We start from the raw sequence: 23550 nt of genomic DNA on the forward strand, positions 1-23550 counted from the left end.
GCGCCCGCAGCGCCGGCCACCCAGGGAGAAAACCGCAATATGCAGCAACTTTCGTTCGTCCCTTCCCTTCGTTCGACGCGGCGCTGGCTCGGCGCGGCGTTCGCCGGCGCATCGCTGATGCTCGCGGCGACGCACGCGTTCGCGGGCGGCACCGAGCAATTGAAGGCCTTCGTGTCGCAGGTGCATTCGGCGAAGGGCGATTTCACGCAGCAGATCGTCAAGGCGCCGTCCAAGGGCGCGAGCGCCGCGCAGGCCTTGCCGAAGCCGACCGACAATTCGAGCGGCACGTTCGTGTTCTCGCGCCCGGGCAAGTTCATCTGGACGTACCAGAAGCCGTACCAGCAGGTGCTGCAGGCCGACGGCGACAAGCTCTACGTGTACGACCGCGACCTGAACCAGGTCACCGAGCGCAAGCTGAACGGCGCGCTGGGCGCGAGCCCGGCCGCGATCCTGTTCGGCAGCAACGATCTCGACAAGAACTACACGCTGCGCGATGCCGGCGAGAAGGGGGGCATCGAGTGGCTCGAGATGCTGCCGAAGGCGCAGGACACGCAATTCCAGCGGATCGGCATCGGCTTCCGCAACGGCACGCTCGCCGCGATGGAACTGCACGACGTGTTCGGCAACGTCACGCTGCTCACGTTCACGAACATCCAGACGAACCCGCCGCTGAAGGGGGATGCGTTCAAGTTCGTCGTGCCGAAGGGAGCGGACGTGATCACCGGCTGACCGGCTTCACGCCGTTTTCCCGACACGGGCCTGCCGGCGACGGCAGGCCCGTGTTGTTTGGGGGCGCGGGCACCAGGCGCGGGCACCGGGCGCGGGCACCAGGCACGGCGGCGGGTTCGCACGGCTGTCATAATGTCGGGTCCGGCGGCCGGTTCGGCCGCCATCGTTTGATCTGGAGCGAGGGTTCATGTCCGACCTGTTTCAAGTCGAGCCGCGCCGGCCGCTCGCCGAGGCGCTGCGGCCGAAGACGCTCGCCGAGGTGATCGGCCAGACGCATCTGCTGGGCGAAGGCAAGCCGCTGCGGCTCGCGTTCGAATCCGGCAAGCCGCATTCGATGATCCTGTGGGGGCCACCCGGCGTTGGCAAGACGACGCTCGCGCGGCTGACCGCGCTCGCGTTCGACTGCGAGTTCATCGCGCTGTCCGCGGTGCTCGGTGGCGTGAAGGACATCCGCGAGTCGATGGAGCAGGCGAAGGACACGCTGAACCGCACCGGCCGCCACACGATCCTGTTCGTCGACGAAATCCACCGTTTCAACAAGGGGCAGCAGGATGCGCTGCTGCCGTTCGTCGAGTCGGGGCTGGTGACCTTCATCGGCGCAACGACCGAGAACCCGAGTTTCGAAGTCAACTCGGCGCTGCTGTCGCGGGCGCAGGTGTACGTGCTGCAGTCGCTGAACGACGACGAGATGCGCCAGTTGCTCAAGCGCGCGCAGGAAATTGCGCTCGACGGCCTGGCGTTCGACGACAAGGCGATCGATACGCTGATCGGTTACGCGGACGGCGACGCGCGGCGCTTCCTGAACCTGCTCGAGCAGGCGCAGACGGCCGCGGCATCCGCGAAGGTCACGACCATCGATGCCGGGTTCGTCAGCAGCGCGATGACGCTGAACGCGCGGCGCTTCGACAAGGGCGGCGACAACTTCTACGACCAGATCTCGGCACTGCACAAGTCGGTGCGCGGGTCGAGCCCGGACGGCGCGCTGTACTGGTTCTGCCGGATGATCGACGGCGGCGCGGATCCGAAGTATCTCGCGCGGCGCATCGTGCGGATGGCGTGGGAAGACATCGGCCTCGCCGATCCGCGCGCGCTGCAGATGGCGAACGACGCGGCCGAGACCTACGAGCGCCTGGGTTCCCCCGAAGGCGAACTGGCGCTCGGGCAGGCCGTGATCTATCTCGCGTGCGCGGCCAAGAGCAACGCGGGCTACAACGCGTTCAACCAGGCGATGGCGTTCGTGAAGCAGGACAAGTCGCGCGAGGTGCCCGTGCATCTGCGCAATGCGCCGACCAAGCTGATGAAGGAACTCGGCTACGGCCATGCGTACCGCTACGCGCACGACGAGCCGAACGCCTATGCGGCCGGCGAGACATACCTGCCGGAAGGAATGCGCGAGCCGCACTGGTACAAGCCGGTGCCGCGCGGGCTCGAATCGAAGATCGCCGACAAGCTTGCGTGGCTGCGCGAGCTCGACCGCGAGGCCGGCAAGAAGGTCTGACGGCCGCCTGTGGCACGGCGGCCGGCGCTGCGCCGCGGGGCGTCAGCGCTTGCGGCCCGGCGCGGGTTTGCCGCATTGTCCGTCCGGCCAGTGCCGTGGCGGCCTCGCGGTGCGTTAGAATTCCCGTCTTACACAACGATTTCCCAAGTCCTCCCATGCTCGACATCCAGTTGCTGCGCAAAGACCTCGACGGCGTCGCGAAGCGCCTCGCCGATCGCGGCTACACCCTCGACGTCGCCGCGTTCTCCGCTCTCGAAGCGGAACGCCGCGCGATCCAGACCCGTACCGAAGAGCTTCAGGCGCGCCGCAACAGCCTGTCGAAGCAGATCGGCGCGCTGAAGGGGAAGGGTGAGGACACGTCGGCCGTGATGGCCGAAGTCGGCGGGATCGGCGACGAAATGAAGGCGTCGGAAGCCAAGCTCGGCGAGATCCAGACGCGTCTGTCCGACCTGATGCTGGGCATGCCGAACATCGCGCACGAAAGCGTGCCGGTCGGCAAGGACGAGGCCGACAACGTCGAAGTGCGCCGCTGGGGCACGCCGCGCCAGTTCGACTTCGCGGTGAAGGATCACGTCGACGTCGGCACGCCGCTCGGCCTCGATTTCGAAACCGGCGCGAAGCTCGCCGGCGCGCGCTTCACGATGCTGCGCGGTTCGATCGCACGCCTGCACCGCGCGCTCGCGCAGTTCATGATCGACACGCACACGCTGCAGCACGGCTACAGCGAGACGTACACGCCGTACATCGTGAACCCCGAGATCCTGTACGGCACGGGCCAGTTGCCGAAGTTCGCGGACGACATGTTCCGCGTCGAGAAGGGCGGTGCGGAAAACACGATCACGCAATACCTGATTTCGACGTCCGAGATTTCGCTGACGAACACCGTGCGCGAATCGATCGTCGAAGGCTCCGCACTGCCGATCAAGCTGACCGCGCATTCGCCGTGCTTCCGTTCGGAAGCCGGCTCGTACGGCCGCGACACGCGTGGGATGATCCGCCAGCACCAGTTCGACAAGGTCGAGATGGTGCAGGTCGTCGCACCGGACGCGTCGTACGCGGCGCTCGACGAGATGGTCGGTCATGCGGAGGCGATCCTGCAGAAGCTCGGCCTGCCGTACCGCGTGATCACGCTGTGCACGGGCGACATGGGCTTCTCGGCCGCGAAGACGTTCGATCTCGAAGTGTGGCTGCCCGCGCAGAACACCTATCGCGAGATCTCGAGCTGCTCGAACACAGAGGCGTTCCAGGCGCGCCGGATGCAGGCGCGTTTCCGCAACGCGCAGGGCAAGCCGGAACTCGTGCATACGCTGAACGGCTCCGGCCTCGCGGTCGGCCGCACGCTCGTCGCGGTACTCGAGAACTATCAGAATGCCGATGGTTCGGTCACGGTGCCGGAAGCGCTGCGTCCGTACATGGGCGGCATGGAGCGGATCGACGCGCCTGCACCGGCAGCGTGACGCTGCCGGACGATCGGCTTTCGAGGGTCCCGCAAAAAATTTGCAAAAAGGGCTTGTGAGTTTCGAAGAGATCGTTCTATAATCTTTCCTTTCCCGGACACGACCAATCGGGAAATGAAGCAGCAAGGAAGGAGAGGTGGCAGAGTGGTCGAATGTACCTGACTCGAAATCAGGCGTACGGTTTCCCCGTACCGTGGGTTCGAATCCCACCCTCTCCGCCAAAATACGAAGCCCCGTGATTCGAAAGGATCACGGGGTTTTTCGTTTGGGTCGCAGGGTGGCGCCGTTGCCGTATCGATGCCGGTGTGCGACTGCGCACAAACGGGCCGTCCGTTCGGCACTCGCTTGCCGTCGATCCAAGGTCCCATGAAGCCGAGCTACAAGATTCCCCTCGCATTCGCCGTTGCGCTGCTGCTGCTGATGTTCTGCGGCGCGCTGTATGGCATCCGCATCCTCAATCGGTCGATCGATACGTTCGCGAACGATGGGCAGACGCACGTCGCCGACGAGCGGCTCGTGTCGGCGCAAGCGAGCCGCGACGCGAGCCACGCGCCCGCGGCAAGCGTCGTGCTGATGCTGATCGTGCTCGGCATCGCGATGATCTCGCCGACCTTCGCCGCGCTGGCGGCAATCCCGCTCATCGTGTCGACGGCGTCGCATTCCAGACCAACATCCTCGTGCTGAACTCGGCCGTCGAGGCAGCGCGAGCGGGCGAGCGGCCGAGCAGGCCAGCGCGCTGCGGCACGCGGTCGCCGTGTTCAGGCTCTCGCAGGCCGCGTAACGCGACTGCCGGCGAGCGCGGCCGCGTTGTCCTGCATCACGCCGCGGCCGGATACTGCGCGAGCACGCGCGCGCGGATCGACGGCTTGATGTTCGATTGCGCCATGTTGCCGCCGTAGTGCGCAACGACACGCGGGTTCATCACGCGATACCAGAGCGGCGGCACGTACGCGAACAGGATCATCGTCGCGTAGCCGGCCGGCAGTTGCGGCGAGTCGTCGAAGTGGCGCAGCGCCTGGTACGAGCGCGTCGGGTTCGCGTGATGGTCGGCGTGCCGCTGCAACTGGTACAGGAACAGGTTGGTGACGACGTGATTGCTGTTCCACGAATGCTGCGGCGTGCAGCGCTCGTAGCGGCCGCTCGGCAGCTTGCGGCGGCCGAGCCCGTAGTGCTCGACGTAGTTCACGACTTCGAGCAGCGATGCGCCGTACGCGGCCTGGATCACGAGGAACGGAATCACGACCTTGCCGGCCAGCGCGATCGCGATGCCCCACACGACGACAGTCATCGCCCACGCGTGCAGCACCTCGTTGCGCCAGGTCCACGGCGAATGCCCGAGCCGCTCGAGGCGCGCCGTTTCGAGCCGCCAGGCCGAACGGATGCTGCCCGTCACCGTGCGCGGCAGGAATGCCCAGAACGATTCGCCGAAGCGCGCGCTCGCCGGATCCTCGGCCGTCGCGACGCGCACATGATGGCCGCGATTGTGTTCGACGAAGAAGTGCCCGTATGCGACCGGCGCCAGCGTGACTTTCGCGAGCCAGCGCTCGAAGCGGCTGGTCTTGTGCCCGAGTTCGTGCGCGGTGTTGATCGAGATGCCCGTCGCGGCGCCGAGCGACAGCGCGAAGCCGACGTAGTCGTACCACGCGAGCGCATGCGTGCCGACGATCCAGACGCACATGAAGAACGCGAAGTATTCGATCAGCGTCGCGAGATAGACGATGTAGCGGTAGTAGCGCTCGCGTTCGAGGTGCGGGACGACGGCTTCGGGCGGATTGTCGCGATCGTCGCCGATCAGCGTGTCGAGGATCGGGATCACGCCGAACGCGAACAGCGGACCGAACCACCAGAACACGTGAAAGCCGGTCGACAGCGCGAGCTGGGCCGACAGGATCGGTAGCGTGATCGTCACCGCGCCGAGCAACCATAGATAACGCTTGCCGTCCGACCAGCCCGAGGCCGATCCGTCGCTGATCGCCATTGTCTCCCTCCTGGTTGGGGCCGGCTCTGGCGCGTGCGGGCGCGGCGGCCCTGTGTACACGCTTGTCTGCGTTCGGATCGTTCGTGGGGCCGCGGCACCGGATCGCGGGGCCGGTTGTGCCAGTTATACGACCGTCGCGCATGCTTTCCAAACTCCGCGGCTAGGCGTGAAACTCCAAACGGCGGGCCATCCATCGCGCGGGTCGGGAAGGGCCGGCACGGGGGTGATTGAAACAGGCCGCGAGGCGCCCGAGCCACACTTGCGACCGGTGTTTTGTCGGAGGAATGCGGGGTGCGACGCGCATCTGCATGCGGCGACGACGACCGCAGCGAATGCTGCATCGCAATAGACGTGGCGCGACCGCGCGCGCCGGGCATTCGTTTTACATACAACTATTACGAACCATTACGACCGCGACGACGAAATGCCGGACGCTCGTCGCGTGACTGCCATGCAAGACAAGGCCATCGGGGTGACGTGTCCGACAGCGACGTTCGGATGGTCATGCGCCGCTGCGCATCGATGCGCCGATGCTGCAACTGCACACCCGCGCCTGCGCGCCCATCACGCACGTTGCTGCCGCCTTTCGATTCGCGCGACCATTTGAAAATAACGATTTGACTCATGCCCCGCTTTCGGTTGAAGCTAGTGACTTGCTGTCCGAAGGGGGCTGTGCCTGCATGAGTTCGACCTTGACCGTTCGTCGTATCGCTGCCGACCAGGGCGGCGTGTATCGCGAACTCCGCGCCGCATCGCTGCGTGAACCCTACGCGCCCGGTGAAGCGCCGGAGGCCGAATTGCTGAACGTCGATTCCGACGCGGCGGCGGCCATCGCCGCGCTGCGTGCCGGGTCCGACGAGTCGACGACTTTCCTGTTGTACACCGAAGGCCATCCGGCCGGCATGATCGGCGCGTATTTCGACAATACGCACGAGCGGCGCGCGTTCGTCAGCGAGCTGTGGGTTGCGCACGCGGTTCGCCACCTGCGCGGCGGCGTGCTGCTGCTCGAAACGGCCACCGCCTGGCTCGGCGAGCGCGGTGCACAGGACGTCTACGCGTGGATCGCCGACGCGAACCGCAACGCGATCCGTTTCTACGAACGCGCGGGTTTCGGCAACACGGGCGAGCACGCGCCGATCGCGCGAATGCCCGGCGCGATGAAGTCGCTGTTCGTGTCGCACGTCAACACGCCCTGACGCATGAACGCGCGGGCCGCACGGGGCGAAGAAAGCCCGGTCGACTGCCCGCCTGCCGGTTGCGCGTCCGCCGCGCTCGTCGCAACCCGGATTCCCAAAAATAATGGCTGCACGCGTGGACGCCTGTAAAATACGCAAAAATTTTTTGCAGAGTGTCCATGTCGCTTAAAAAATCGCCATTCTTCGAGCTGCGCAGCGGATCGGTCGATACGTTGCTGTTCACCGTGAAGACGACCGATCTCGATGCGTTGCGTACCGAACTGGTCAAGCGCTTCGAAGCGACTCCCGAATTTTTTGCCGATGATGTCGTCGCGATCGACGTCCGTCGCCTGGCGGACGGCGAACGCGTCGCGCTCGCCGACATCCGCCAGATGCTGAACGACGTGCGGATGCGCCCGGTGGGCGTCGTCGCGCTGGCCACGCAGGGCTGGGCGGGGGAAGCCGGCCTGCCGTTGCTCGAGGCGCGCGATCGCCGCGTGTCGGGTGCGTCGGCCGCGAAGCCGGCCGACGAAGCGGAGCCGGCACCGGTCGCTGTCGTTGCCGCGGCCGCTGCTGCGGCAGCCGAACCGGCGCCCGAGCCTGCGCCGACGCCGATTCCGGCGGGCGGCCAGACGCTGGTGATCGATCGGCCGCTGCGTTCGGGGCAGCAGATTTACGCGAAAGGAGACCTCGTGGTGCTTGCGCCGGTCAGTCACGGCGCCGAGATCATCGCGGAAGGCAATATCCACATCTACGCGCCGTTGCGCGGCCGCGCACTCGCGGGCGTGCACGGCAATCACGACGCGCGCATTTTCTGCACGTGTCTCGAGCCGGAACTGATTTCGATCGCGGGTATCTATCGAACGACCGAGAACCCGCTGCCCGCCGACATACTGGGCAAATCGGTGCAGATCCGGCTCGAAGAGGAAAAACTGATGATCGAACCGCTGCGCCTGACGTGATCCACGCGGTGCGCTCCGGATCGATCGGCTCTCATTGACGAACACAGGGTATTGGGTAAATGGCAAAAATCATCGTGGTGACCTCGGGCAAGGGCGGCGTGGGCAAGACGACGACGAGCGCGAGCTTCGCGTCCGGTATCGCGCTGCGCGGCCACAAGACGGCCGTGATCGACTTCGACGTCGGCCTGCGTAACCTCGATCTCATCATGGGCTGCGAGCGCCGCGTGGTGTACGACCTCGTCAACGTGATCCAGGGCGAAGCGAACCTGAACCAGGCGCTGATCAAGGACAAGAAGTGCGAGAACCTGTTCATCCTGCCGGCGTCGCAGACGCGCGACAAGGATGCGCTCACGCGTGACGGCGTCGAGAAGGTGCTGAACGACCTGGTCGCGATGGACTTCGAATACATCGTCTGCGATTCGCCGGCCGGTATCGAGGCGGGTGCGCTGCACGCGATGTACTTCGCGGACGAAGCGCTGATCGTCACGAACCCGGAAGTGTCGTCGGTGCGCGACTCGGACCGCATTCTCGGCATCCTGTCGTCGAAGACGAAGCGCGCGACCGAAGGCAAGGATCCGATCAAGGAACACCTGCTGATCACGCGTTACAGCCCGAAGCGTGTGAGCGAAGGCGAGATGCTGTCGCTCGAGGACATCAGCGAGATCCTGCGCATCAAGCTGATCGGCGTGGTGCCCGAATCCGAAGCCGTGCTGCACGCATCGAACCAGGGTCTGCCGGCCGTGCATATCGACGGCACCGACGTTGCGGAAGCGTACAAGGACGTCGTCGCCCGTTTCCTCGGCGAAGACAAGCCGCTGCGTTTCACCGATTACCAGAAGCCGGGCCTGCTGCAGCGCCTCTTCGGCAGCAAGTAACGGAGGCCGCCCATGTCCATCCTTTCGTTTCTCCTCGGCGAGAAGAAGAAGTCCGCATCGGTCGCGAAGGAGCGCCTGCAGCTCATCATCGCGCACGAGCGGGTCGGCGGCCGGCCGCCGGCCGATTACCTGCCGGCGCTGCAGAAGGAGCTGGTCGCGGTCATCTCGAAGTACGTCCATATCTCGAACGATGACATCCGCGTGAGCCTCGAGCGCCAGGACGATCTTGAAGTCCTCGAAGTGAAGATCGAGATCCCGCAAGCCTGACCTTTGGTCGTGCCTCTCCGCACGGCGGTGCATGCCGCCGTGCGCGTCTTACGCCCTGTTGCACTTTCGGGCTCGCCGTAACACGGCGTCTGTCGGCCGCTGGTCGACCTCCCGCATTGAACGAATACGCTCGCGTCATTTGTCAATCAGGAGGTTGTGATGGCTGTCTCTGCTGTTCAACGCCGTATCGTTTCGCTCGCGCTGTTTGCCGCGGGCCTGTCAGCCGTCGCCGCGCCGCTCGCCGCACGGGCGGATGAAATCCTCGTCGGTGCGCCCGTGATGGTGCCGTCGGGCCGGATGGTCGTCGCCGAACCGGTGGCCGTGCCCGCCGAGGAAATCGTCGTCGTCGCGCCGAATGCGCCGCCGCCGGTGCGCTACGAGGTCGTGCCCGACGCGCGCGTCGGCTATGTGTGGGCGCGCGGTCACTGGCGCTGGGATCATGGCCGCTACGTCTGGATCGGCGGCCACTGGGAAACCGAGCGTATCGGCATGCAGTGGGTGCCGGGTCACTGGGATCAGCGTGGCCCGAACTGGTTCTGGACCCGCGGCCACTGGGCTTGACGAAGGCGTGCGATGAAGAGAACCGCCATTGCCATCGCGCTCGTCTCGATCACGCTCGCCGGCTGCATCCTTTGGGGTCGGGCAGGCCCGATGGACAACTACTGAGTATTGCGCGGGCCCGGCTGCGCCGGGCCGCCGTCGTGCGGCGTCGCCGGCGGGTGCACGGCGCCGTGGTCGTCCGCCGGGGCGTCCGGCTTGCTGGCGTCCTGTTCGAGCAGCGTGTCGAGCGGATCGGCGGGCGCGGCGGCCGCGTCCTGCGGCTCGGTGACGTCGGCCGCGGCGGCCGGTGCCGGTGTCGCCCCGGATCCCGCGGGTTGAGCGGCGGCCACGGGCGGCGCGAGATAGCGCTGTGCGAGCGTTTCGTACAGCGGCGGCGCGAAGAAGCGCGCCACGCGGCTCGATACTAGCGCGGTCGCCATCAGCGAAATCACGAGCGCGTGGCCGTTGATCATCTCCATCACGATCACGAACGACGTGATCGGCGACTGCGTGACCGCCGCGAGGTAGCCGACCATCGCGAGCGCGATCAGCATCGGCAGGCTCATGTCGCCGAACACGACGTGCAGCAGGTTGCCGAACCCGGCGCCGATCGACAGCGACGGCGCGAAGATCCCGCCCGGGATGCCCGGCAGGTAGGACGCGACCATCGACACCATCTTCAGGAACGGGTAGAGCACCGACAGCTGTTCATGGCCGTCGAGCAGGCCGCGTGCCTCGGCATAGCCGCTGCCGAATGTCGTGCCGCCCGACACGAGGCCAACGACGGCGATCACGAAGCCGCACAGCGCGGCAAACGCGATCGGGCGCTCGCGATACAGGCCGAGCATGCGCGCGGGCAGCCAGCGCCCCGTATTGAGCAGCAGCCAGCTGAAGAGGCCGCCCGCGATGCCCGTCACGAGTGCGGTGACGAGCACGGCGACCGCGAGCATTTTCGGGAAATGCTGGCCGGCGTCGATCGTGCCGAAGTACGTGTAATTGCCGTTCAGGCCGAGCGCGACGACACCGGCGAGGATGATCGCGGTGATCAGCACGCCGCTCGCACGCGCGGAAAAGCTGCGCGTCAGTTCCTCGATCGCGAACACGATCCCGGCGAGTGGCGTATTGAACGCGGCCGACAGCCCGGCCGCGGCGCCGGCGAGCACGAGTTGGCGCTCGATCTGCGCGTTCGAGCGCGGGTAGAAGCGCCGCAGGTTGAACATCAGGGCCGCACCGACCTGCACGGTCGGGCCTTCGCGACCGATCGTGAAGCCGCCGAGGATCCCCATGAACGAGATCAGGACCTTGCCGAACAGGATGCGCAGCGTCAGCAGCCGCGCGCCGAAGGCGCCCGGGCTCGCATGCAGCGTCGCGATCACCTGCGGAATACCGCTGCCCTCGGCGCCGCGGAAGAAGCGGCGCGTGAGCCATGCGGACGCCGCGGCGATCGACGGTGTCAGCAGTAACGGCAGCCATGCGGCGTGGTCGCGCATCGTGCGGAAGGTGTCGTAGCCCCAGTCGATCAGCCGCGCATACAGCACGGCCGCGAGACCCACGGCGATCGCGCCGAGCCAGAACACGCCGTACTGGCGCCAGATTCTCACCGAGCGGCGGGTGAAGGCGGGAAACAAGCCGGAAAGCAGGGTGGGAGGCGCGGGGCGTTGCATCGGCGGCAGGCCGGGAGGGCAAAGAATGCATTATAAAAAGAACCGGATGCGGTGGGGGCACGATAAACTTTCACAAAATCGATGCAATTTGTTGCAAATGTAATGTCCGTGTAATGATTGTGCGTCGCGAGCATCGTTAGCATGGCGAAATGGCCGGCCAAACCCCACAAGAAACGTGAAACGCATCCTCATCGTGAAAGTGACGTCGCTCGGCGACGTCGTCCAGACGCTGCCTGTCGTCGCGGACCTCCATCGTGCATTTCCAGGCGTGTCGGTCGACTGGGCCGTGGACGAGTCGTGCGCCGAGGTCGTGCGCTGGCACCCCGGCGTGAGCGAGGTGCTCTGCGCGCCGCTGCGGCGCTTCAAGAAGCTCCGGAACGGTGGCGACCTGAAGGCGATTTCCGCGTCGATCGGCGCGCTGCGCGCGCATCGCTACGATGCGGTCATCGACCTGCACGGCGTCTACAAGAGCGCGATCATCTCGGCCCTGGCGCGCGCCGCGCGCCGCGTCGGCTACCAGACCCAGGATCTCGGCGAGGCGGGTGCCCGTTTTGCGTACTCGCATCGCTTCGGCCCGCGGCCGGACTGCGACGCGTGGCACGGGATGCGTGTGAGCGCCGGCGAGGCGCTCGGCTATGTCCCCGAAGGCATTGCCGCGTACGGGGTCGTCCCGCCGCAGGACGTGAGCCTGCCGCCCGCCGTGACCGACGGCACGCCGTTCATGCTGCTGTTTCATGCGACCTCGAATCCGGACAAGCAATGGCCGGCCGGCCACTGGGCTGCACTGGCCACGCAGATGATGGCGCGCGGCGTGCGCGTGCTGCTGCCGTGGGGATCGGCAGCCGAACACGACGATGCGACGGACATTGCCGCGCGCGCGCCTGGCGCGATCGTGCTGCCTGCCATGTCGGTGCGCGAACTGGGTGCGGCAATCGGCCGGGCCGCGCTCGTGGTCGGGGTCGATACCGGGTTCGTGCACATGGCGCACGCGCTGCAGCGGCCGACCGTCATGATTTTCGTCGCGACCTCGCGCCACCATTGCGGTATCGGCGGCGCACCGAATGCGCTGTCGATCGGCGAACCGGGGGTGCCGCCGTCGGTCGCGCAGGCGCTCGATGCGATCGACGCGGTCGCGCCGGCCTGCGGCACACTGCGCGCTCTGCTGACGGCCTAGCGTCTGTTCCCCCCGATAGCGGCAACCAGCGCCAGAGCCTGACGCAAGTCCGCGATCGTCGGGAACCATCCTTGGAAAAGCGGGGCCGGTCGATTCAGGCGAGCAGCGCTTCGATCGTGACCACCGCGGCGATGGCCGCCAGGTTGGCCAGCAGCGCCTCGAACACGAGACCGCGCCAGGTTTTCGGCCGGAAGCGCAGCGCGAGCAGCAATGCGCCACCCAGCGCGAGCGCCAGGATCAGGACGAGGTCGGCGTTGTCGAGGCGGATATTCATTGCGGCGGCTCCTTTGGGGAGGGATTCCGGGGGCGCGTGGCAGCGCCCTCAGGATCGAGTATAGGCAGCGCCGCCCGCCGCACAACCCGGGCCGCCCCGGAGGCTCAGACGAGCGATGCGTCGCGGGTTTCGCGCATCAGCAGCACGCCGATCAGGCTGATTGCCGCCGCGACCGATACATACCCGCCGACCCACGACAATCCGCCGCGCGCGGCGAGCAGTTGCGCGATATACGGCGCGATCGACGCACCGAGAATCCCGCCGAGGTTGTACGCGACACCCGCGCCCGTATAGCGGACGTTGGTCGGGAACAGCTCCGGCAGCAGCGCGCCCATCGGCGCGAACGTCACGCCCATCAGGAACAGCTCGAGCGTCAGGAACAGCGCGACGAGCGGCATCGAACCGCTGCCGAGCAACGGCTCCATCGCGAAGCCCGACAGCAGCGCGGCAATCGCACCGACGATCAGCACCGGCTTGCGGCCGAAGCGATCCGACGCCCAGGCCGACAGCGGCGTCGCGAGCCCCATGAACACCACCGCGAAGCACAGCAGGCCGAGGAAGGTCTGGCGCGGAATATGCAGCGCCGACACGCCGTACGACAGAGAGAACACCGTCGAGATATAGAACAGCGTGTAGCAGACCACCATCGCGAGCGCGCCGAGCAGCGTCGGCTGCCAGTGTTGCGAGAGGAGCGTCGCGACCGGCACGCGCACGCGCTCGTTGCGATCGAGCGTGGCCTGGAACGCCGGCGTCTCGGTGATCTTCAGCCGCACGTACAGGCCGAGTGCGACGAGCACCGCGCTGACGAGGAACGGGATGCGCCAGCCCCAGCTGCGGAATTGTGCGTCGGACAGCGACAGCGCGAGCGCGAAGAACAGCCCGTTCGACATCAGGAAGCCGACCGACGGCCCGAGCTGCGGGAACATCCCGAACCAGCCGCGCTTGCCTTGCGGTGCGTGCTCGGTCGCGAGCAGCGCCGCGCCGCCCCATTCGCCGCCGAGGCCGATCCCCTGGCCGAAGCGCAGCACGCACAGCAGCACCGGCGCGAGCGCGCCGATCGTGTCGTAGCCGGGCACGAAGCCGATCGCGGTGGTGGACACGCCCATCACCAGCAACGACGCGACGAGCGTCGATTTGCGGCCGATGCGGTCGCCGAAGTGGCCGAACAGGAACGAGCCGATCGGCCGCGCGATGAACGCGATGCCGAACGTGACGAATGCAGACAGCGCCTGGGCGGTCGCGGAGCCGTGCGGGAAGAACACGGGACCGATCACCAGTGCGGCGGCGGTCGCATAGACGTAGAAGTCGTAGAACTCGATCGCGGTGCCGATGAAGCTCGCGAATACGATGCGCCGGTAGCTGACGGCGCCGGCCGAACCGGTTGCGTGTGCAACGGCCGGGGGAGATGCGGACATGGATGTCTCCGTTTTGTCGTTGGGGCGGTCGGCTGGGCGTGCGATCGGGCAGGCCGGGACGCCTGCCGGGCGCAGCCGAGCGGATGATGCGGGGGTGGCGCGGACGTCACCCGCCGGTCGACGATGGAGACGGATAGGTCGCCGCCGCCCGGTGCCGGCGTGGTCGGCTCGCATGCCGGGTGTGGCGCGCGAACGCGCGCGCGGGAGGATGGCCGCGCGATTGCGGAAAATTATAGCCAGCGCCGCCGCACACCGGCAATCGCGTGCGGCGTGCGGTCAATCGATCGATTGCGCCTGCGCCGATGCGGTGCTTTGCAGCTGGAAGCGGCCGTCGTCGTTGAACAGCCAGCCTTCCATCATCTCGACCCGGCCGTTGCCGTCCAGCAGTTTCGACGGTGGCGGCGGCAGGGGCGCCGAGCGGCGCAACGACGCGAGCGCGAGCGTTTCCGCTTCGCTGTCGCCATTGCTGCGATAGACGGATGCGTTGACGAGCCGGCCGCCGCGATCGACGGTGAACGCGACGACGACGAGCGAACGCAGCATCGCCTGCGGGGTCCCGCGCGACACGCCGGACGGATTGTGCTCCGCGACGCATCGTGCGACCTCCACGCGGTACTGGTCGAGATTCCCACCGCGCGTGATCGACGGAATCGTCAGCACCGAGTGCAGCGACGGGGGCGGGGTGATCGTGCAGGCGGCAAGCATGGTGGCGGCGACCAGCGCGGCAACGCGCAGCCGGTCGACGCCCGGGCGGGGAAGAGAGGGCATGGGGGAGTGCCGGAGGGTGACGATAAAAAAATGATAGGCGTCCGGGCGCGACGTGTTATCGGGGGAAACGCATAACGCGCGACCCGCGACGTTGCGATTCGCGGATGATGGCGACCGGCGGCCCGGCGCGGCGGCGTCGCGATGTGACGCGACATGGGACGGACGGTGCGGGCACGACGTATGCGCACGCGATTCGCGCGGCGCCGGCAGCAGCAACGACACCAGGAACGGCAGCCGGCGCGCGGCCGGCCGCGGTCAGTAGCCGTGCGTCACGAGCGACAGGACGGACAGGTCCGGATGCGTGCCGTCGATGATGCTCTTGCCGACGTGCACGGCTTCATGCGTCGCTTCGTCGACGCTCGCGAAGCTTTCCTCGCCGTCCGCGTGGAAGGGCACCGCATGACCGGGTAGCGCGGGATTCGCGCCCGGATGGCAGACATAGCCGGTATAGGTGTAGCGCGCATCGCTGCCGGGCACGAGGCCCGGCACCACGTGGATCTCGAAGCCTTCGTATTCGACGTGATCCGTCGCTGTCGACAGTTCGGTCATGGCGGTCTCCGTGTACCGCACGCATGGATGGCGCGGGCGGCATCGAATCGCGGCGGCGGTCGTGTCGCCGTGCTGATCGAATTCTAGGCGATGGCGGCCCGGCCCGTGAGGCGGGCGCGCCGTGCCCGCGGCAACGACGAGCGCGACGGGTCGCGCGTCATCGTCACGTTATCGCGCGCAGCGCGCGTCCTTGCGCTGCACGACGAGAATCACGGGATACTTCTGGCCATGATCGAGCTCCACCGGCGCGACGACCGTCAGCGTCGCCGGGTCGGAATCGTCGTACACGCTGACCTGCTCGTTGCGGATATAGGTGACCCCGGTGCAGTTCGACGCGCGTCCGTCGTCCGACACCTTGCACTGGAGCTCGTTGTCCTTCAGGTAGTTGTACGGCGTCGGGCTCGCGAGGTATTCGCTCAGGCTGCGGGGCGAGCCGCCGACGCCCTTCACGTACGCGATCGCGCACGACGGCGTTTGCGCGTCGGCGCCGGAGGCGGAATCGGCGGCCGCTGCGTGCGTGCTGACGACGGCCAGCAGGGCGACGAGCGACGAGGCGATGAAGGGCTTCATGACGTGGGTTTCCCGTTTCGCGAATCGGAGCGCGGGATTGTAACGGCATCCGCCGGGACGCGTCGGCCTGCGGGGGGCGCGCGCCGCGCGCGGAACCGCCGCGCACAAACAAAAACCCCGTCATTCGATGAATGGACGGGGTTTGGCGAACTTCCTGGCGGAAGCGGTGAGATTCGAACTCACGGACAGTTTCCCGTCGCCGGTTTTCAAGACCGGTGCCTTAAACCGCTCGGCCACGCTTCCACACGAGGCGGCATTGTAACCGAAATGCCGCCTCGTTCCGCCTCAATCGTCGCGCAGGAACAATTCCTGCAGGTCGTTGAGGAAACGCTGGCCGAGCGGCGTCGGCGCGATCTGCGCAAAGTCGCGCGTGATCAGCCCGCGTCGCTCCGCTTCCCGCAGCGCCGGCTCGATCGTGCTGATCGGCAGGCCGGTGCGTTCGACGAAACTGTGCACGGGGAAGCCCTCGACGAGCCGCAGCGTGTTCAGCATGAACTCGAACGGCAGGTCGCGCGCGCCGACTTCACGCTCCTCCTGCACCGGCGTGCCGGCCATCGCCTGCTCGATGAAGGTCGCCGGATGCTTGTAGCGTGCCTGTCGCAGGATCCGGTTCGGGAACGACAGTTTCGTGTGCGCGCCCGCGCCGATCCCGAGATAGTCGCCGAAGCGCCAGTAGTTCAGGTTGTGCTTGCAATGATGATTCGGCTTCGCGTACGCGGACACTTCGTAGCGGTCGTAACCGGCCTCGGCCGTGCGCGCGTGGATCCATTCCTGCATGTCGGCCGACGCGTCGTCGTCGGGCACGGCGGGCGGAAACTTCGCGAACAGCGTGTTCGGCTCGAGCGTCAGGTGATACAGCGACAGATGCGGCGGCGCGTACGACAGTGCGGTCTCGATGTCGGTCCGGCATTCGTCGAGCGTCTGGTTCGGCAGCGCGAACATCAGGTCGAGGTTGAAGTTGTCGAACGTCTTCGCGGCGATCTCGACGGCCGCGCGCGCCTGCGCGGTGTCGTGAATGCGGCCGAGCGCTTTCAGATGGCCTTCGTTGAAGCTCTGGATGCCGACCGACAGGCGGTTCACGCCGCTCGCGCGGAACTGCGCGAACTTCGCGGCCTCGAACGTGCCCGGGTTCGCCTCGAGCGTGATCTCGGCGTCGGCATCGAGCGGCAGCAGCGCGCGCACGTCGGACAGCAGCCGGTCGAGGCCGGCTGCGGACAGCAGGCTCGGCGTGCCGCCGCCGATGAACACCGTATGCACCTGCCGGCCCCAGACGAGCGGCAGCGCCTGCTCGAGATCGGCGCGCACCGCATCGAGGTACTCGGTTTCCGGAAACCGCTCGCCCTTCCACTCGTGCGAGTTGAAATCGCAGTACGGGCACTTGCGCACGCACCACGGAAAATGCACGTAGAGGGCGAGCGGCGGCAGCGACGTGAGCCGCACCTGCCCGGGCGACGTGAACGTCGCGACGACGCGCGCGCCGGTTTCCGCTGCCTGGCTCATGCGGCCTCCGGCTGCGAATGCGTGATGAAGACGGTCATGCGGGTTCCTCTGCGAGCCGCGCGAGCAGCGCCTTCAGTGCGAGCGCGCGATGGCTGTGCGTGTTCTTCACGGCCGGCTCGAGTTCGGCCGCCGTCGCGCCAAGCGACGGCAGGTGGAAATACGGGTCGTAGCCGAATCCGTGCTCGCCGCGCGGCGTATCGACGATCTCGCCGGCCCAGCGACCTTCGGCGAACAGCGGCTCCGGATCGTCCGCGTGGCGCACCAGCGCGAGTACGCAGCAATAGTATGCGCGCCGGTCGTCGACGCCGCGCAACTGCTCGACGAGATACGCATTGTTCGCCGCGTCGCCCTGAGCACGGCCCGCGCGCTGCGCGTAGCGCGCCGAATAGACGCCCGGCGCACCGCGCAACGCGCGCACGCACAGGCCCGAATCGTCGGCGATCGCCGGCAGGCCGGTGAGGCGCGACGCGTGCCGCGCCTTCGTCAGCGCATTCTCGATGAACGTGCCGAACGGTTCTTCCGCCTCGGGCACGGCCAGATCGCCCTGCGGCACGATCTCGATGCCGACCGTCGAGAACAGCGCGGTGAATTCGCGCAGCTTGCCGGCGTTGTTCGACGCGAGCACGATGCGCGACAGCGGCGCGAGGGTGCGATCGTCAGGCATGGCCGGCGCCCAGCACGTCCTTCTGCAGTTGCACGAGCTGGCCGATGCCGCTTTGCGCAAGGTCGAGCAGCGCATCCATCTCGGCGCGCGAGAACGGCACGCCTTCGGCGGTGCCCTGGACTTCGACGAAGCCGCCGGCGCCCGTCATCACGACGTTCATGTCGGTGTCGCAGCGCGAATCTTCCGCGTAATCGAGGTCGAGCACGGGCGCGCCTTCGTACACGCCGACCGAGATCGCCGCGACGTGGTCGGTGATCGGCGAACGCGCGAGCTTGCCGGCCGCGATCAGCTTCGACACGGCGTCGTGTGCGGCGACGAACGCGCCGGTGATGCTGGCCGTGCGCGTGCCGCCGTCGGCCTGGATCACGTCGCAGTCGATGTGGATGGTGCGCGGGCCGAGCGCCTCGAGATCGAACACCGCGCGCAGCGCGCGGCCGATCAGGCGCTGAATTTCCTGCGTACGGCCCGTCTGCTTGCCGCGGGCGGCCTCGCGGTCGCTGCGCGTGTGCGTCGCGCGCGGCAGCATCCCGTATTCGGCCGTCAGCCAGCCCTGGCCGCGATCGCGCAGGAATTCGGGCACGCGCTCGGCGACGCTCGCGGTGCAGATCACCTTGGTGTCGCCGAATTCGACCAGCACCGAGCCTTCGGCGTGTTTCGTGTAGTGGCGCGTGAGGGCGACCTTGCGCAGGGCGTCGGCGCGGCGGCCGCTCGGGCGGGACAGGGATGACGTCATGGGGAATCGTGGACGGAAGAGGAAACCCCGATTTTAGCGCCGATCGGCAGTCCTGCCCGGCGGGGTGGGGCGCAAAAATGGGATAATGCGCGCTTCCCGCCCCGCGCCCTGCAATGCGCCGGGCGCCTCGACATTCCCGCCCGAGAAGGGCACCCAGACGGCGAGACGAACCATGATCTACAGCATGACGGGCTACGCGAGCGCGACACGCGAACTCGTGACGGCCACCGGCAACGGCGGCACCAGCGTGTCGGTCGAACTGCGCACCGTGAATTCGCGCTTTCTCGACCTGAATTTCCGCATGCCGGACGACGTGCGCGCGTGCGAACCCGCGCTGCGCGAAATGCTGATGAACAAGCTGTCGCGCGGCAAGGTCGACGTGCGCATCAACCTGCAGCGCGGCGAGCAGAGCATCGGCGCAGGCGCGCTGAACCAGTCGGCGCTCGGCCAGCTTGCCGAACTCGAGCGCTCGGTGCTCGATGCGTTCCCGGGCGTCGGCCGCCTGCGCGCGGGCGAGATCCTGCGCTGGCCTGGCGTGCTTGCCGAGAGCGGCGTGTCGGCGGAAGCGATCCGCGATGCGGTGCTCGCGTGCGGCAAGGAAGCGATCGGCGAGCTCGTCGTCGTGCGTTCGCGCGAAGGCGCGCAGCTCGCGACGATGCTGCTGTCGAACGTCACCGAAATGGAAGCGATCGTTGCGCGCATCACGCCGCTCGTGCCGGAGCTGATCGCGAAGCATCAGCAGAAGATTGTCGAGCGGCTGCAGGAAGCGCTCGGCATCGCGGCGCCCGAAGGCAGCGCGGCGATCGTCACGCGCGAGGAAGCCGCGGAACGCATTCGTCAGGAAGTGACGATGTACGGCATCCGGATCGACATCGCGGAAGAGCTGTCGCGACTCACCGCGCACCTGAACGAAACGCGTCACGTGATCGAGAAGGGCGGCCGCGTCGGCAAGCGTCTCGACTTCATGATGCAGGAACTGAATCGCGAAGCGAACACGCTCGGCTCGAAGGCGGCGGCGAAGGAACTCGCCGACTCGTCGATGGCGCTCAAGCTGTTGATCGAGCAGATGCGCGAGCAAGTGCAAAACCTGGAGTAAAAGAGATGAAACAACCCCCACGCTCACTGCGTTCGCGGAGGCCAACGTGACCGACCCCAACCGCGACGGCCACGCGTCGCATTCGCTGCACGGCGGCGTCTATCCCGGCAACCTGTTCATGGTCATCGCACCGTCGGGCGCCGGCAAGTCGACGCTCGTGAATGCGCTGCTGTCGAAGGACACCGACATCTGCCTGTCGATTTCGTACACGACGCGCAAGCCGCGCCCGGGCGAGCAGGATGGCAGGCACTACCACTTCACGACCGTCGAGGATTTCCGCGCGCGCCACGCCGCGCACGAATTCCTCGAGAGCGCGGAAGTGCACGGCAACTACTACGGCACGTCGCGCGTCTGGATCGAAGAGCAGATGATGATCGGCCACGACGTGCTGCTCGAGATCGACTGGCAGGGCGCGCAGCAGGTGAAGAAGCAGTTCCGCAACGCGGTCGGCATCTTCATCCTGCCGCCGTCGCTCGATGCGCTCGAGGAACGTCTGAAGAAGCGCGGCCAGGACGAGCCGAACGTGATCACGCGGCGCCTGCTCGCGGCGGGCAGCGAGATGGCGCATGCGTCCGAAGCGGAATACGTCGTGATCAACGAGAATTTCGATCGTGCGCTGGCGGAACTCGAGTGCATCGTCGCGGCGACGCGCCTGCGCTTTGCTTCGCAGTACGCGCGACACACGGAGCTGTTCATCGAGCTCGGCATCCATCTGCCCCACGCGGAATGACGCGGGGGTAGAGGGACATAAGGTAGAATAAGCACTATATTCAGAAGGAATTACCAACATGGCTCGCATTACCGTCGAAGACTGCCTGAAGCAAATCCCCAACCGCTTCGAACTGGCGCTTGCCGCCACCTACCGCGCGCGGCAGCTCGCGCAAGGCCATACGCCGAAGATCGAAAGCCGCGACAAGCCGACCGTCGTCGCGCTGCGCGAGATCGCCTCCGGCCAGGTCGGCGTCGAGATGCTGAAGAAGGTGCCGGTTTAACGCGCTCCGGCCCGTTCCAGCCATGTAGTCCACGCGCGCAACGACTCGACCTGGAGGCGAATATGAGCACCACCCCATCGTCCGCCTCCGCGGATTCGACCACCGAAGCCACGGCCCAGTCGCCTGCGCGCCAGTACATCGACGCGGTCCTCGAACAGTCCTTCAGGCATCTGTTCGGGCCGACCGCCACGCCGGAGCAGCCGCGCAAGCACGGCGTCGTTTCGATCGCGAAACTGACGGCCGCGCTTGCCGAGTATCTCCCTCCGGATGAAATCAAAGAGGTCAAGGCGGCGTTCCACTTCAGTGACGAAGCCCACCTCGGTCAATATCGCCAGAGCGGCGAACCCTACATCACCCATCCTGTCGCCGTCGCGGAAATCTGCGCCGGCTGGAAGCTCGACGCGCAAGCCGTGATGGCCGCGTTGCTGCACGACGTGATGGAAGACCAGGGCGTGACCAAGAGCGAGCTGGCCGAACGGTTCGGCCCGAAGGTCGCCGAACTGGTCGACGGCCTGTCGAAGCTTGACAAGATGGAGTTCCGCAGCCGCGAGGAAGCTCAGGCGGAAAACTTCCGCAAGATGCTGCTCGCGATGGCGCGCGACGTACGCGTGATTCTCGTCAAGCTCGCCGATCGCCTGCACAACATGCGCACGCTCGGCGCGGTGCCGATGGAAAAGCGCCGCCGCGTTGCCCGCGAGACGCTCGACATCTATGCGCCGATCGCGCACCGCCTCGGGTTGAACAACACGTATCGCGAGCTGCAGGACATGAGCTTCGCGAATTTCAACCCGCATCGCTACGCGACGCTCGAGAAGGCCGTGAAGGCCGCGCGCGGCAACCGCCGCGAAGTGATCAGCAAGATCCTCGAGGCCGCGCAGCGCGCGATGACCGACGCGAAGATCGACGCCGAGATCACCGGCCGCGAAAAGACGATCTACAGCATCTACCGCAAGATGCGCGACAAGCAGCTGTCGTTCTCGCAGGTGCTCGACGTGTACGGCTTTCGCGTCGTCGTTGAGAGCCCGCTCGACTGCTACACGTGCATCGGCGCGCTGCATGCGCTGTACAAGCCCGTGCCCGGCAAGTTCAAGGACTACATCGCGATCCCGAAGATCAACGGCTATCAATCGCTGCATACCACGCTCGTCGGCCCGTTCGGCGCGCCGATCGAGTTTCAGGTGCGTACGCGCAAGATGCACGAGATCGCCGAGGCCGGCGTGGCCGCGCACTGGCTGTACAAGAACGGCGGCGCCGATCTGAACGACGTGCAGAAGCGCGCGCACCAGTGGCTGAAGTCGCTGCTCGACATCCAGAGCGAAGCCGGCGATTCCAGCGAATTCCTCGAGCACGTGAAGATCGACCTGTTCCCGGACGCGGTCTACGTGTTCACGCCGAAGTCGAAGATCATGGCGCTGCCGCGCGGCGCGACGGCGCTCGATTTCGCGTATTCGATCCATAGCGATCTCGGCAACCAGTGCGTGGCCGTGAAGATCAACAACGAGCTGCTGCCGCTGCGTACCGAGCTGAAGAGCGGCGATATCGTCGAGGTGATCACCGCGCCGTATTCGAAGCCGAACCCTGCGTGGCTCGGTTTCGTGCGCACGGGCAAGGCGCGCTCGGCGATTCGTCACTACCTGAAGACGATGCGCCTGAACGAGTCGGTGCAGCTCGGCGAGCGGCTCGTCGACCAGAGCCTGAAGGGTTACGGGCTCGCGCTGGCCGACGTTGCGCCGGAAGTGTGGGAGAAGCTCGTGCAGTGGACGGGCAACAAGAGCCGCCAGGAAATCTTCGCGGACATCGGCCTCGGCCGCCGCGTCGCCGCGGTGATGGCCAAGCGCATCGAGGTGCTGATGAGCGGCCGCGACGCGGACGACGATCTGCCGAAGTCCGAGCGGCATCCCGCGCACAATGCGCCGCCGGTCGTGATTACCGGCACCGAAGGGATGTCCGTGCAGCTGTCGGCATGCTGCCGGCCGATTCCGGGCGATGCGATCATGGGCTATATCGGCATTGGCCTCGGGATGGCGATTCATACGACCGATTGCCGTGTCGCGCAGCGCATCCATCGCCGCGATCCGGGCCGCTGGATCGACGTCGAGTGGGCGCCGCAGCCGGGCCGCCTGTTCGACGTGACGGTGAAGGCCCTCGTGAAGAACGCGAAGGGCATCTTCGCGCGCGTCGCGGCGGACATCACGTCGGCCGACGCGAACATCGTTCACATCGCGATGGACGAGGATCTGACGCACGAATCGACGGTGTTGCGCTTCGTGATCCAGGTGAGCGATCGCGTGCATCTCGCGAACGTGATGCGGCGCGTGCGGACCAATCCGGACGTGATGCGAATCATGCGCGAACGCTCGACCGACGATAGCGTGCATGCGCGTCACGACGGCGGCATGCGCATCGAGCGCGAGCGGCAGGATTACTGACGCTGCGCGTGGCGTTGCAGCGGAATACGACGGTGGCCACGGGCCACCGTTTTCGTTTGTGATGTGGCCGGTCGTTGTGCGGCGGTAGCCTGGGCGCGACCGGTGTTGCCGGGAAGAGGGGAAGAGGGGAAGGGGGAGCGGAAAAAGAAAAAGGGCCTTCCCGGAGGAAGGCCCTTCTGAGGTGGCGCGGCTGGCAGGATTCGAACCCACGACCCCTTGGTTCGTAGCCAAGTACTCTATC

24 protein-coding genes, 2 tRNA genes and 1 pseudogene are annotated in these 23550 nt (G+C 66.7%); 15 read left to right on the top strand and 12 right to left on the bottom strand.

The genetic code is table 11. From position 1 onward, the window contains the following. Positions 1–39: 39 nt before the first annotated feature. The 5 genes and pseudogenes from lolA to ACTJKF_RS26430 form a co-directional block, all read left to right on the top strand. Positions 40–729 (top strand): outer membrane lipoprotein chaperone LolA, encoded by a 690-nt coding sequence (gene lolA, locus ACTJKF_RS26410; protein ID WP_440627481.1) that lies wholly within the window; start codon positions 40–42, stop codon positions 727–729. Between the two features lie 187 nt (positions 730–916). Continuing rightward, positions 917–2227 carry a replication-associated recombination protein A gene (locus ACTJKF_RS26415; RefSeq protein WP_440627483.1) on the top strand — a complete coding sequence of 437 codons (1311 nt, stop codon included), beginning with the start codon at positions 917–919 and terminating at the stop codon, positions 2225–2227. A 155-nt stretch (positions 2228–2382) separates the two neighbouring features. Then, positions 2383–3684: a serine--tRNA ligase gene (gene serS / locus ACTJKF_RS26420; protein WP_440627485.1), complete on the top strand. Its 1302-nt coding sequence runs from the start codon at positions 2383–2385 to the stop codon at positions 3682–3684. A gap of 130 nt (positions 3685–3814) precedes the next feature. Next, positions 3815–3905: transfer RNA gene (locus ACTJKF_RS26425), tRNA-Ser, on the top strand. A gap of 426 nt (positions 3906–4331) precedes the next feature. Then, positions 4332–4403, top strand: a pseudogene (locus ACTJKF_RS26430) (methyl-accepting chemotaxis protein); the annotation flags it as partial. A gap of 98 nt (positions 4404–4501) precedes the next feature. Here ACTJKF_RS26430 and ACTJKF_RS26435 read toward each other — a convergent pair. Next, positions 4502–5662, bottom strand: coding sequence for an alkane 1-monooxygenase (locus ACTJKF_RS26435; protein WP_440627487.1), 1161 nt, complete (start codon positions 5660–5662; stop codon positions 4502–4504). A 395-nt stretch (positions 5663–6057) separates the two neighbouring features. Further along, a complete protein-coding gene (locus ACTJKF_RS26440) occupies positions 6058–6288 on the bottom strand; it encodes a hypothetical protein (RefSeq protein WP_440627515.1) in 231 nt (76 codons plus the stop codon). Between ACTJKF_RS26440 and ACTJKF_RS26445 the strand changes: the two genes are divergently transcribed. The 5 genes from ACTJKF_RS26445 (at position 6193) to ACTJKF_RS26465 (ending at position 9502) form a co-directional block, all read left to right on the top strand. Then, positions 6193–6858: a GNAT family N-acetyltransferase gene (locus ACTJKF_RS26445; protein ID WP_440627489.1), complete on the top strand. Its 666-nt coding sequence runs from the start codon at positions 6193–6195 to the stop codon at positions 6856–6858. The two genes, ACTJKF_RS26440 and ACTJKF_RS26445, sit on opposite strands and share 96 nt — an antisense overlap. 158 nt (positions 6859–7016) lie before the next feature. Continuing rightward, positions 7017–7799, top strand: a complete 783-nt coding sequence (minC, locus tag ACTJKF_RS26450; protein ID WP_440627490.1) for a septum site-determining protein MinC — start codon at positions 7017–7019, stop codon at positions 7797–7799. Between the two features lie 59 nt (positions 7800–7858). Beyond that, the gene (minD, locus tag ACTJKF_RS26455; RefSeq protein WP_034182973.1) at positions 7859–8674 is read left to right on the top strand and encodes a septum site-determining protein MinD; all 816 of its coding nucleotides are present in this window, start codon (positions 7859–7861) and stop codon (positions 8672–8674) included. A gap of 12 nt (positions 8675–8686) precedes the next feature. Next, on the top strand, positions 8687–8941 hold the full coding sequence (gene minE, locus ACTJKF_RS26460) for a cell division topological specificity factor MinE (RefSeq protein ID WP_006486661.1): 255 nt from the start codon (positions 8687–8689) through the stop codon (positions 8939–8941). 159 nt (positions 8942–9100) lie between these two features. Continuing rightward, positions 9101–9502 carry a YXWGXW repeat-containing protein gene (locus ACTJKF_RS26465; RefSeq protein WP_440627492.1) on the top strand — a complete coding sequence of 134 codons (402 nt, stop codon included), beginning with the start codon at positions 9101–9103 and terminating at the stop codon, positions 9500–9502. A 98-nt stretch (positions 9503–9600) separates the two neighbouring features. On the opposite strand, the gene ACTJKF_RS26470 is transcribed toward ACTJKF_RS26465, so the two are convergent. After that, positions 9601–11145 carry a chloride channel protein gene (locus tag ACTJKF_RS26470; protein WP_440627494.1) on the bottom strand — a complete coding sequence of 515 codons (1545 nt, stop codon included), beginning with the start codon at positions 11143–11145 and terminating at the stop codon, positions 9601–9603. Positions 11146–11320: 175 nt separating this feature from the next. On the opposite strand from ACTJKF_RS26470, the gene waaC reads away from it, so the two are divergent. After that, positions 11321–12319: a lipopolysaccharide heptosyltransferase I gene (gene waaC / locus ACTJKF_RS26475; protein ID WP_440627496.1), complete on the top strand. Its 999-nt coding sequence runs from the start codon at positions 11321–11323 to the stop codon at positions 12317–12319. A gap of 94 nt (positions 12320–12413) precedes the next feature. On the opposite strand, the gene ACTJKF_RS26480 is transcribed toward waaC, so the two are convergent. The 9 genes from ACTJKF_RS26480 to rph all read right to left on the bottom strand — a co-directional run bounded on the left by ACTJKF_RS26480 (position 12414) and on the right by rph (position 18792). Continuing rightward, positions 12414–12593, bottom strand: coding sequence for a hypothetical protein (locus ACTJKF_RS26480; RefSeq protein ID WP_440627498.1), 180 nt, complete (start codon positions 12591–12593; stop codon positions 12414–12416). Between the two features lie 104 nt (positions 12594–12697). Next, positions 12698–14008 (bottom strand): MFS transporter, encoded by a 1311-nt coding sequence (locus ACTJKF_RS26485; protein WP_440627499.1) that lies wholly within the window; start codon positions 14006–14008, stop codon positions 12698–12700. Between the two features lie 276 nt (positions 14009–14284). Then, positions 14285–14776 (bottom strand): energy transducer TonB family protein, encoded by a 492-nt coding sequence (locus ACTJKF_RS26490; protein ID WP_440627501.1) that lies wholly within the window; start codon positions 14774–14776, stop codon positions 14285–14287. A 255-nt stretch (positions 14777–15031) separates the two neighbouring features. Beyond that, positions 15032–15325, bottom strand: coding sequence for a hypothetical protein (locus ACTJKF_RS26495; RefSeq protein ID WP_440627502.1), 294 nt, complete (start codon positions 15323–15325; stop codon positions 15032–15034). 168 nt (positions 15326–15493) lie between these two features. Then, on the bottom strand, positions 15494–15895 hold the full coding sequence (locus ACTJKF_RS26500) for a hypothetical protein (RefSeq protein ID WP_440627504.1): 402 nt from the start codon (positions 15893–15895) through the stop codon (positions 15494–15496). A 155-nt stretch (positions 15896–16050) separates the two neighbouring features. Then, positions 16051–16138, bottom strand: a tRNA-Ser gene (locus tag ACTJKF_RS26505). Between the two features lie 42 nt (positions 16139–16180). Beyond that, positions 16181–17395 (bottom strand): radical SAM family heme chaperone HemW, encoded by a 1215-nt coding sequence (hemW, locus tag ACTJKF_RS26510; RefSeq protein WP_440627506.1) that lies wholly within the window; start codon positions 17393–17395, stop codon positions 16181–16183. A 34-nt stretch (positions 17396–17429) separates the two neighbouring features. Beyond that, on the bottom strand, positions 17430–18059 hold the full coding sequence (rdgB, locus tag ACTJKF_RS26515; RefSeq protein ID WP_440627507.1) for an RdgB/HAM1 family non-canonical purine NTP pyrophosphatase: 630 nt from the start codon (positions 18057–18059) through the stop codon (positions 17430–17432). After that, positions 18052–18792 carry a ribonuclease PH gene (gene rph, locus ACTJKF_RS26520; protein ID WP_440627509.1) on the bottom strand — a complete coding sequence of 247 codons (741 nt, stop codon included), beginning with the start codon at positions 18790–18792 and terminating at the stop codon, positions 18052–18054. Before rph ends, rdgB begins: the two co-directional genes overlap by 8 nt. 172 nt (positions 18793–18964) lie before the next feature. Here rph and ACTJKF_RS26525 point away from each other — a divergent pair, with 172 nt between their 5' ends. From ACTJKF_RS26525 to ACTJKF_RS26540, 4 genes are all read left to right on the top strand, one after another. Next, positions 18965–19888, top strand: a complete 924-nt coding sequence (locus ACTJKF_RS26525) for a YicC/YloC family endoribonuclease (RefSeq protein WP_440627511.1) — start codon at positions 18965–18967, stop codon at positions 19886–19888. 46 nt (positions 19889–19934) lie between these two features. Next, complete coding sequence (gene gmk / locus ACTJKF_RS26530) at positions 19935–20618, top strand: guanylate kinase (protein ID WP_440627512.1); 684 nt, start codon at positions 19935–19937, stop codon at positions 20616–20618. 58 nt (positions 20619–20676) lie between these two features. Beyond that, positions 20677–20880: a DNA-directed RNA polymerase subunit omega gene (rpoZ, locus tag ACTJKF_RS26535; protein ID WP_044848533.1), complete on the top strand. Its 204-nt coding sequence runs from the start codon at positions 20677–20679 to the stop codon at positions 20878–20880. 62 nt (positions 20881–20942) lie between these two features. Beyond that, positions 20943–23309, top strand: coding sequence for a RelA/SpoT family protein (locus tag ACTJKF_RS26540; protein WP_440627513.1), 2367 nt, complete (start codon positions 20943–20945; stop codon positions 23307–23309). Positions 23310–23550 lie beyond the last annotated feature (241 nt).

Source organism: Burkholderia sp. 22313, assembly GCF_052045245.1.
GTDB lineage: Bacteria > Pseudomonadota > Gammaproteobacteria > Burkholderiales > Burkholderiaceae > Burkholderia.

Coding starts and splice junctions, on each gene's coding strand:
- lolA (WP_440627481.1), top strand. CDS start 40: ATGCAGCAACTTTCGTTCGTCCCTTCCCTTCGTTCGACGCGGCGCTGG.
- ACTJKF_RS26415 (WP_440627483.1), top strand. CDS start 917: ATGTCCGACCTGTTTCAAGTCGAGCCGCGCCGGCCGCTCGCCGAGGCG.
- serS (WP_440627485.1), top strand. CDS start 2,383: ATGCTCGACATCCAGTTGCTGCGCAAAGACCTCGACGGCGTCGCGAAG.
- ACTJKF_RS26435 (WP_440627487.1), bottom strand. CDS start 5,662: ATGGCGATCAGCGACGGATCGGCCTCGGGCTGGTCGGACGGCAAGCGT.
- ACTJKF_RS26445 (WP_440627489.1), top strand. CDS start 6,193: ATGCTGCAACTGCACACCCGCGCCTGCGCGCCCATCACGCACGTTGCT.
- ACTJKF_RS26440 (WP_440627515.1), bottom strand. CDS start 6,288: ATGAGTCAAATCGTTATTTTCAAATGGTCGCGCGAATCGAAAGGCGGC.
- minC (WP_440627490.1), top strand. CDS start 7,017: ATGTCGCTTAAAAAATCGCCATTCTTCGAGCTGCGCAGCGGATCGGTC.
- minD (WP_034182973.1), top strand. CDS start 7,859: ATGGCAAAAATCATCGTGGTGACCTCGGGCAAGGGCGGCGTGGGCAAG.
- minE (WP_006486661.1), top strand. CDS start 8,687: ATGTCCATCCTTTCGTTTCTCCTCGGCGAGAAGAAGAAGTCCGCATCG.
- ACTJKF_RS26465 (WP_440627492.1), top strand. CDS start 9,101: ATGGCTGTCTCTGCTGTTCAACGCCGTATCGTTTCGCTCGCGCTGTTT.
- ACTJKF_RS26470 (WP_440627494.1), bottom strand. CDS start 11,145: ATGCAACGCCCCGCGCCTCCCACCCTGCTTTCCGGCTTGTTTCCCGCC.
- ACTJKF_RS26480 (WP_440627498.1), bottom strand. CDS start 12,593: ATGAATATCCGCCTCGACAACGCCGACCTCGTCCTGATCCTGGCGCTC.
- ACTJKF_RS26485 (WP_440627499.1), bottom strand. CDS start 14,008: ATGTCCGCATCTCCCCCGGCCGTTGCACACGCAACCGGTTCGGCCGGC.
- ACTJKF_RS26490 (WP_440627501.1), bottom strand. CDS start 14,776: ATGCCCTCTCTTCCCCGCCCGGGCGTCGACCGGCTGCGCGTTGCCGCG.
- ACTJKF_RS26495 (WP_440627502.1), bottom strand. CDS start 15,325: ATGACCGAACTGTCGACAGCGACGGATCACGTCGAATACGAAGGCTTC.
- ACTJKF_RS26500 (WP_440627504.1), bottom strand. CDS start 15,895: ATGAAGCCCTTCATCGCCTCGTCGCTCGTCGCCCTGCTGGCCGTCGTC.
- hemW (WP_440627506.1), bottom strand. CDS start 17,395: ATGAGCCAGGCAGCGGAAACCGGCGCGCGCGTCGTCGCGACGTTCACG.
- rdgB (WP_440627507.1), bottom strand. CDS start 18,059: ATGCCTGACGATCGCACCCTCGCGCCGCTGTCGCGCATCGTGCTCGCG.
- rph (WP_440627509.1), bottom strand. CDS start 18,792: ATGACGTCATCCCTGTCCCGCCCGAGCGGCCGCCGCGCCGACGCCCTG.
- ACTJKF_RS26525 (WP_440627511.1), top strand. CDS start 18,965: ATGATCTACAGCATGACGGGCTACGCGAGCGCGACACGCGAACTCGTG.
- rpoZ (WP_044848533.1), top strand. CDS start 20,677: ATGGCTCGCATTACCGTCGAAGACTGCCTGAAGCAAATCCCCAACCGC.
- ACTJKF_RS26540 (WP_440627513.1), top strand. CDS start 20,943: ATGAGCACCACCCCATCGTCCGCCTCCGCGGATTCGACCACCGAAGCC.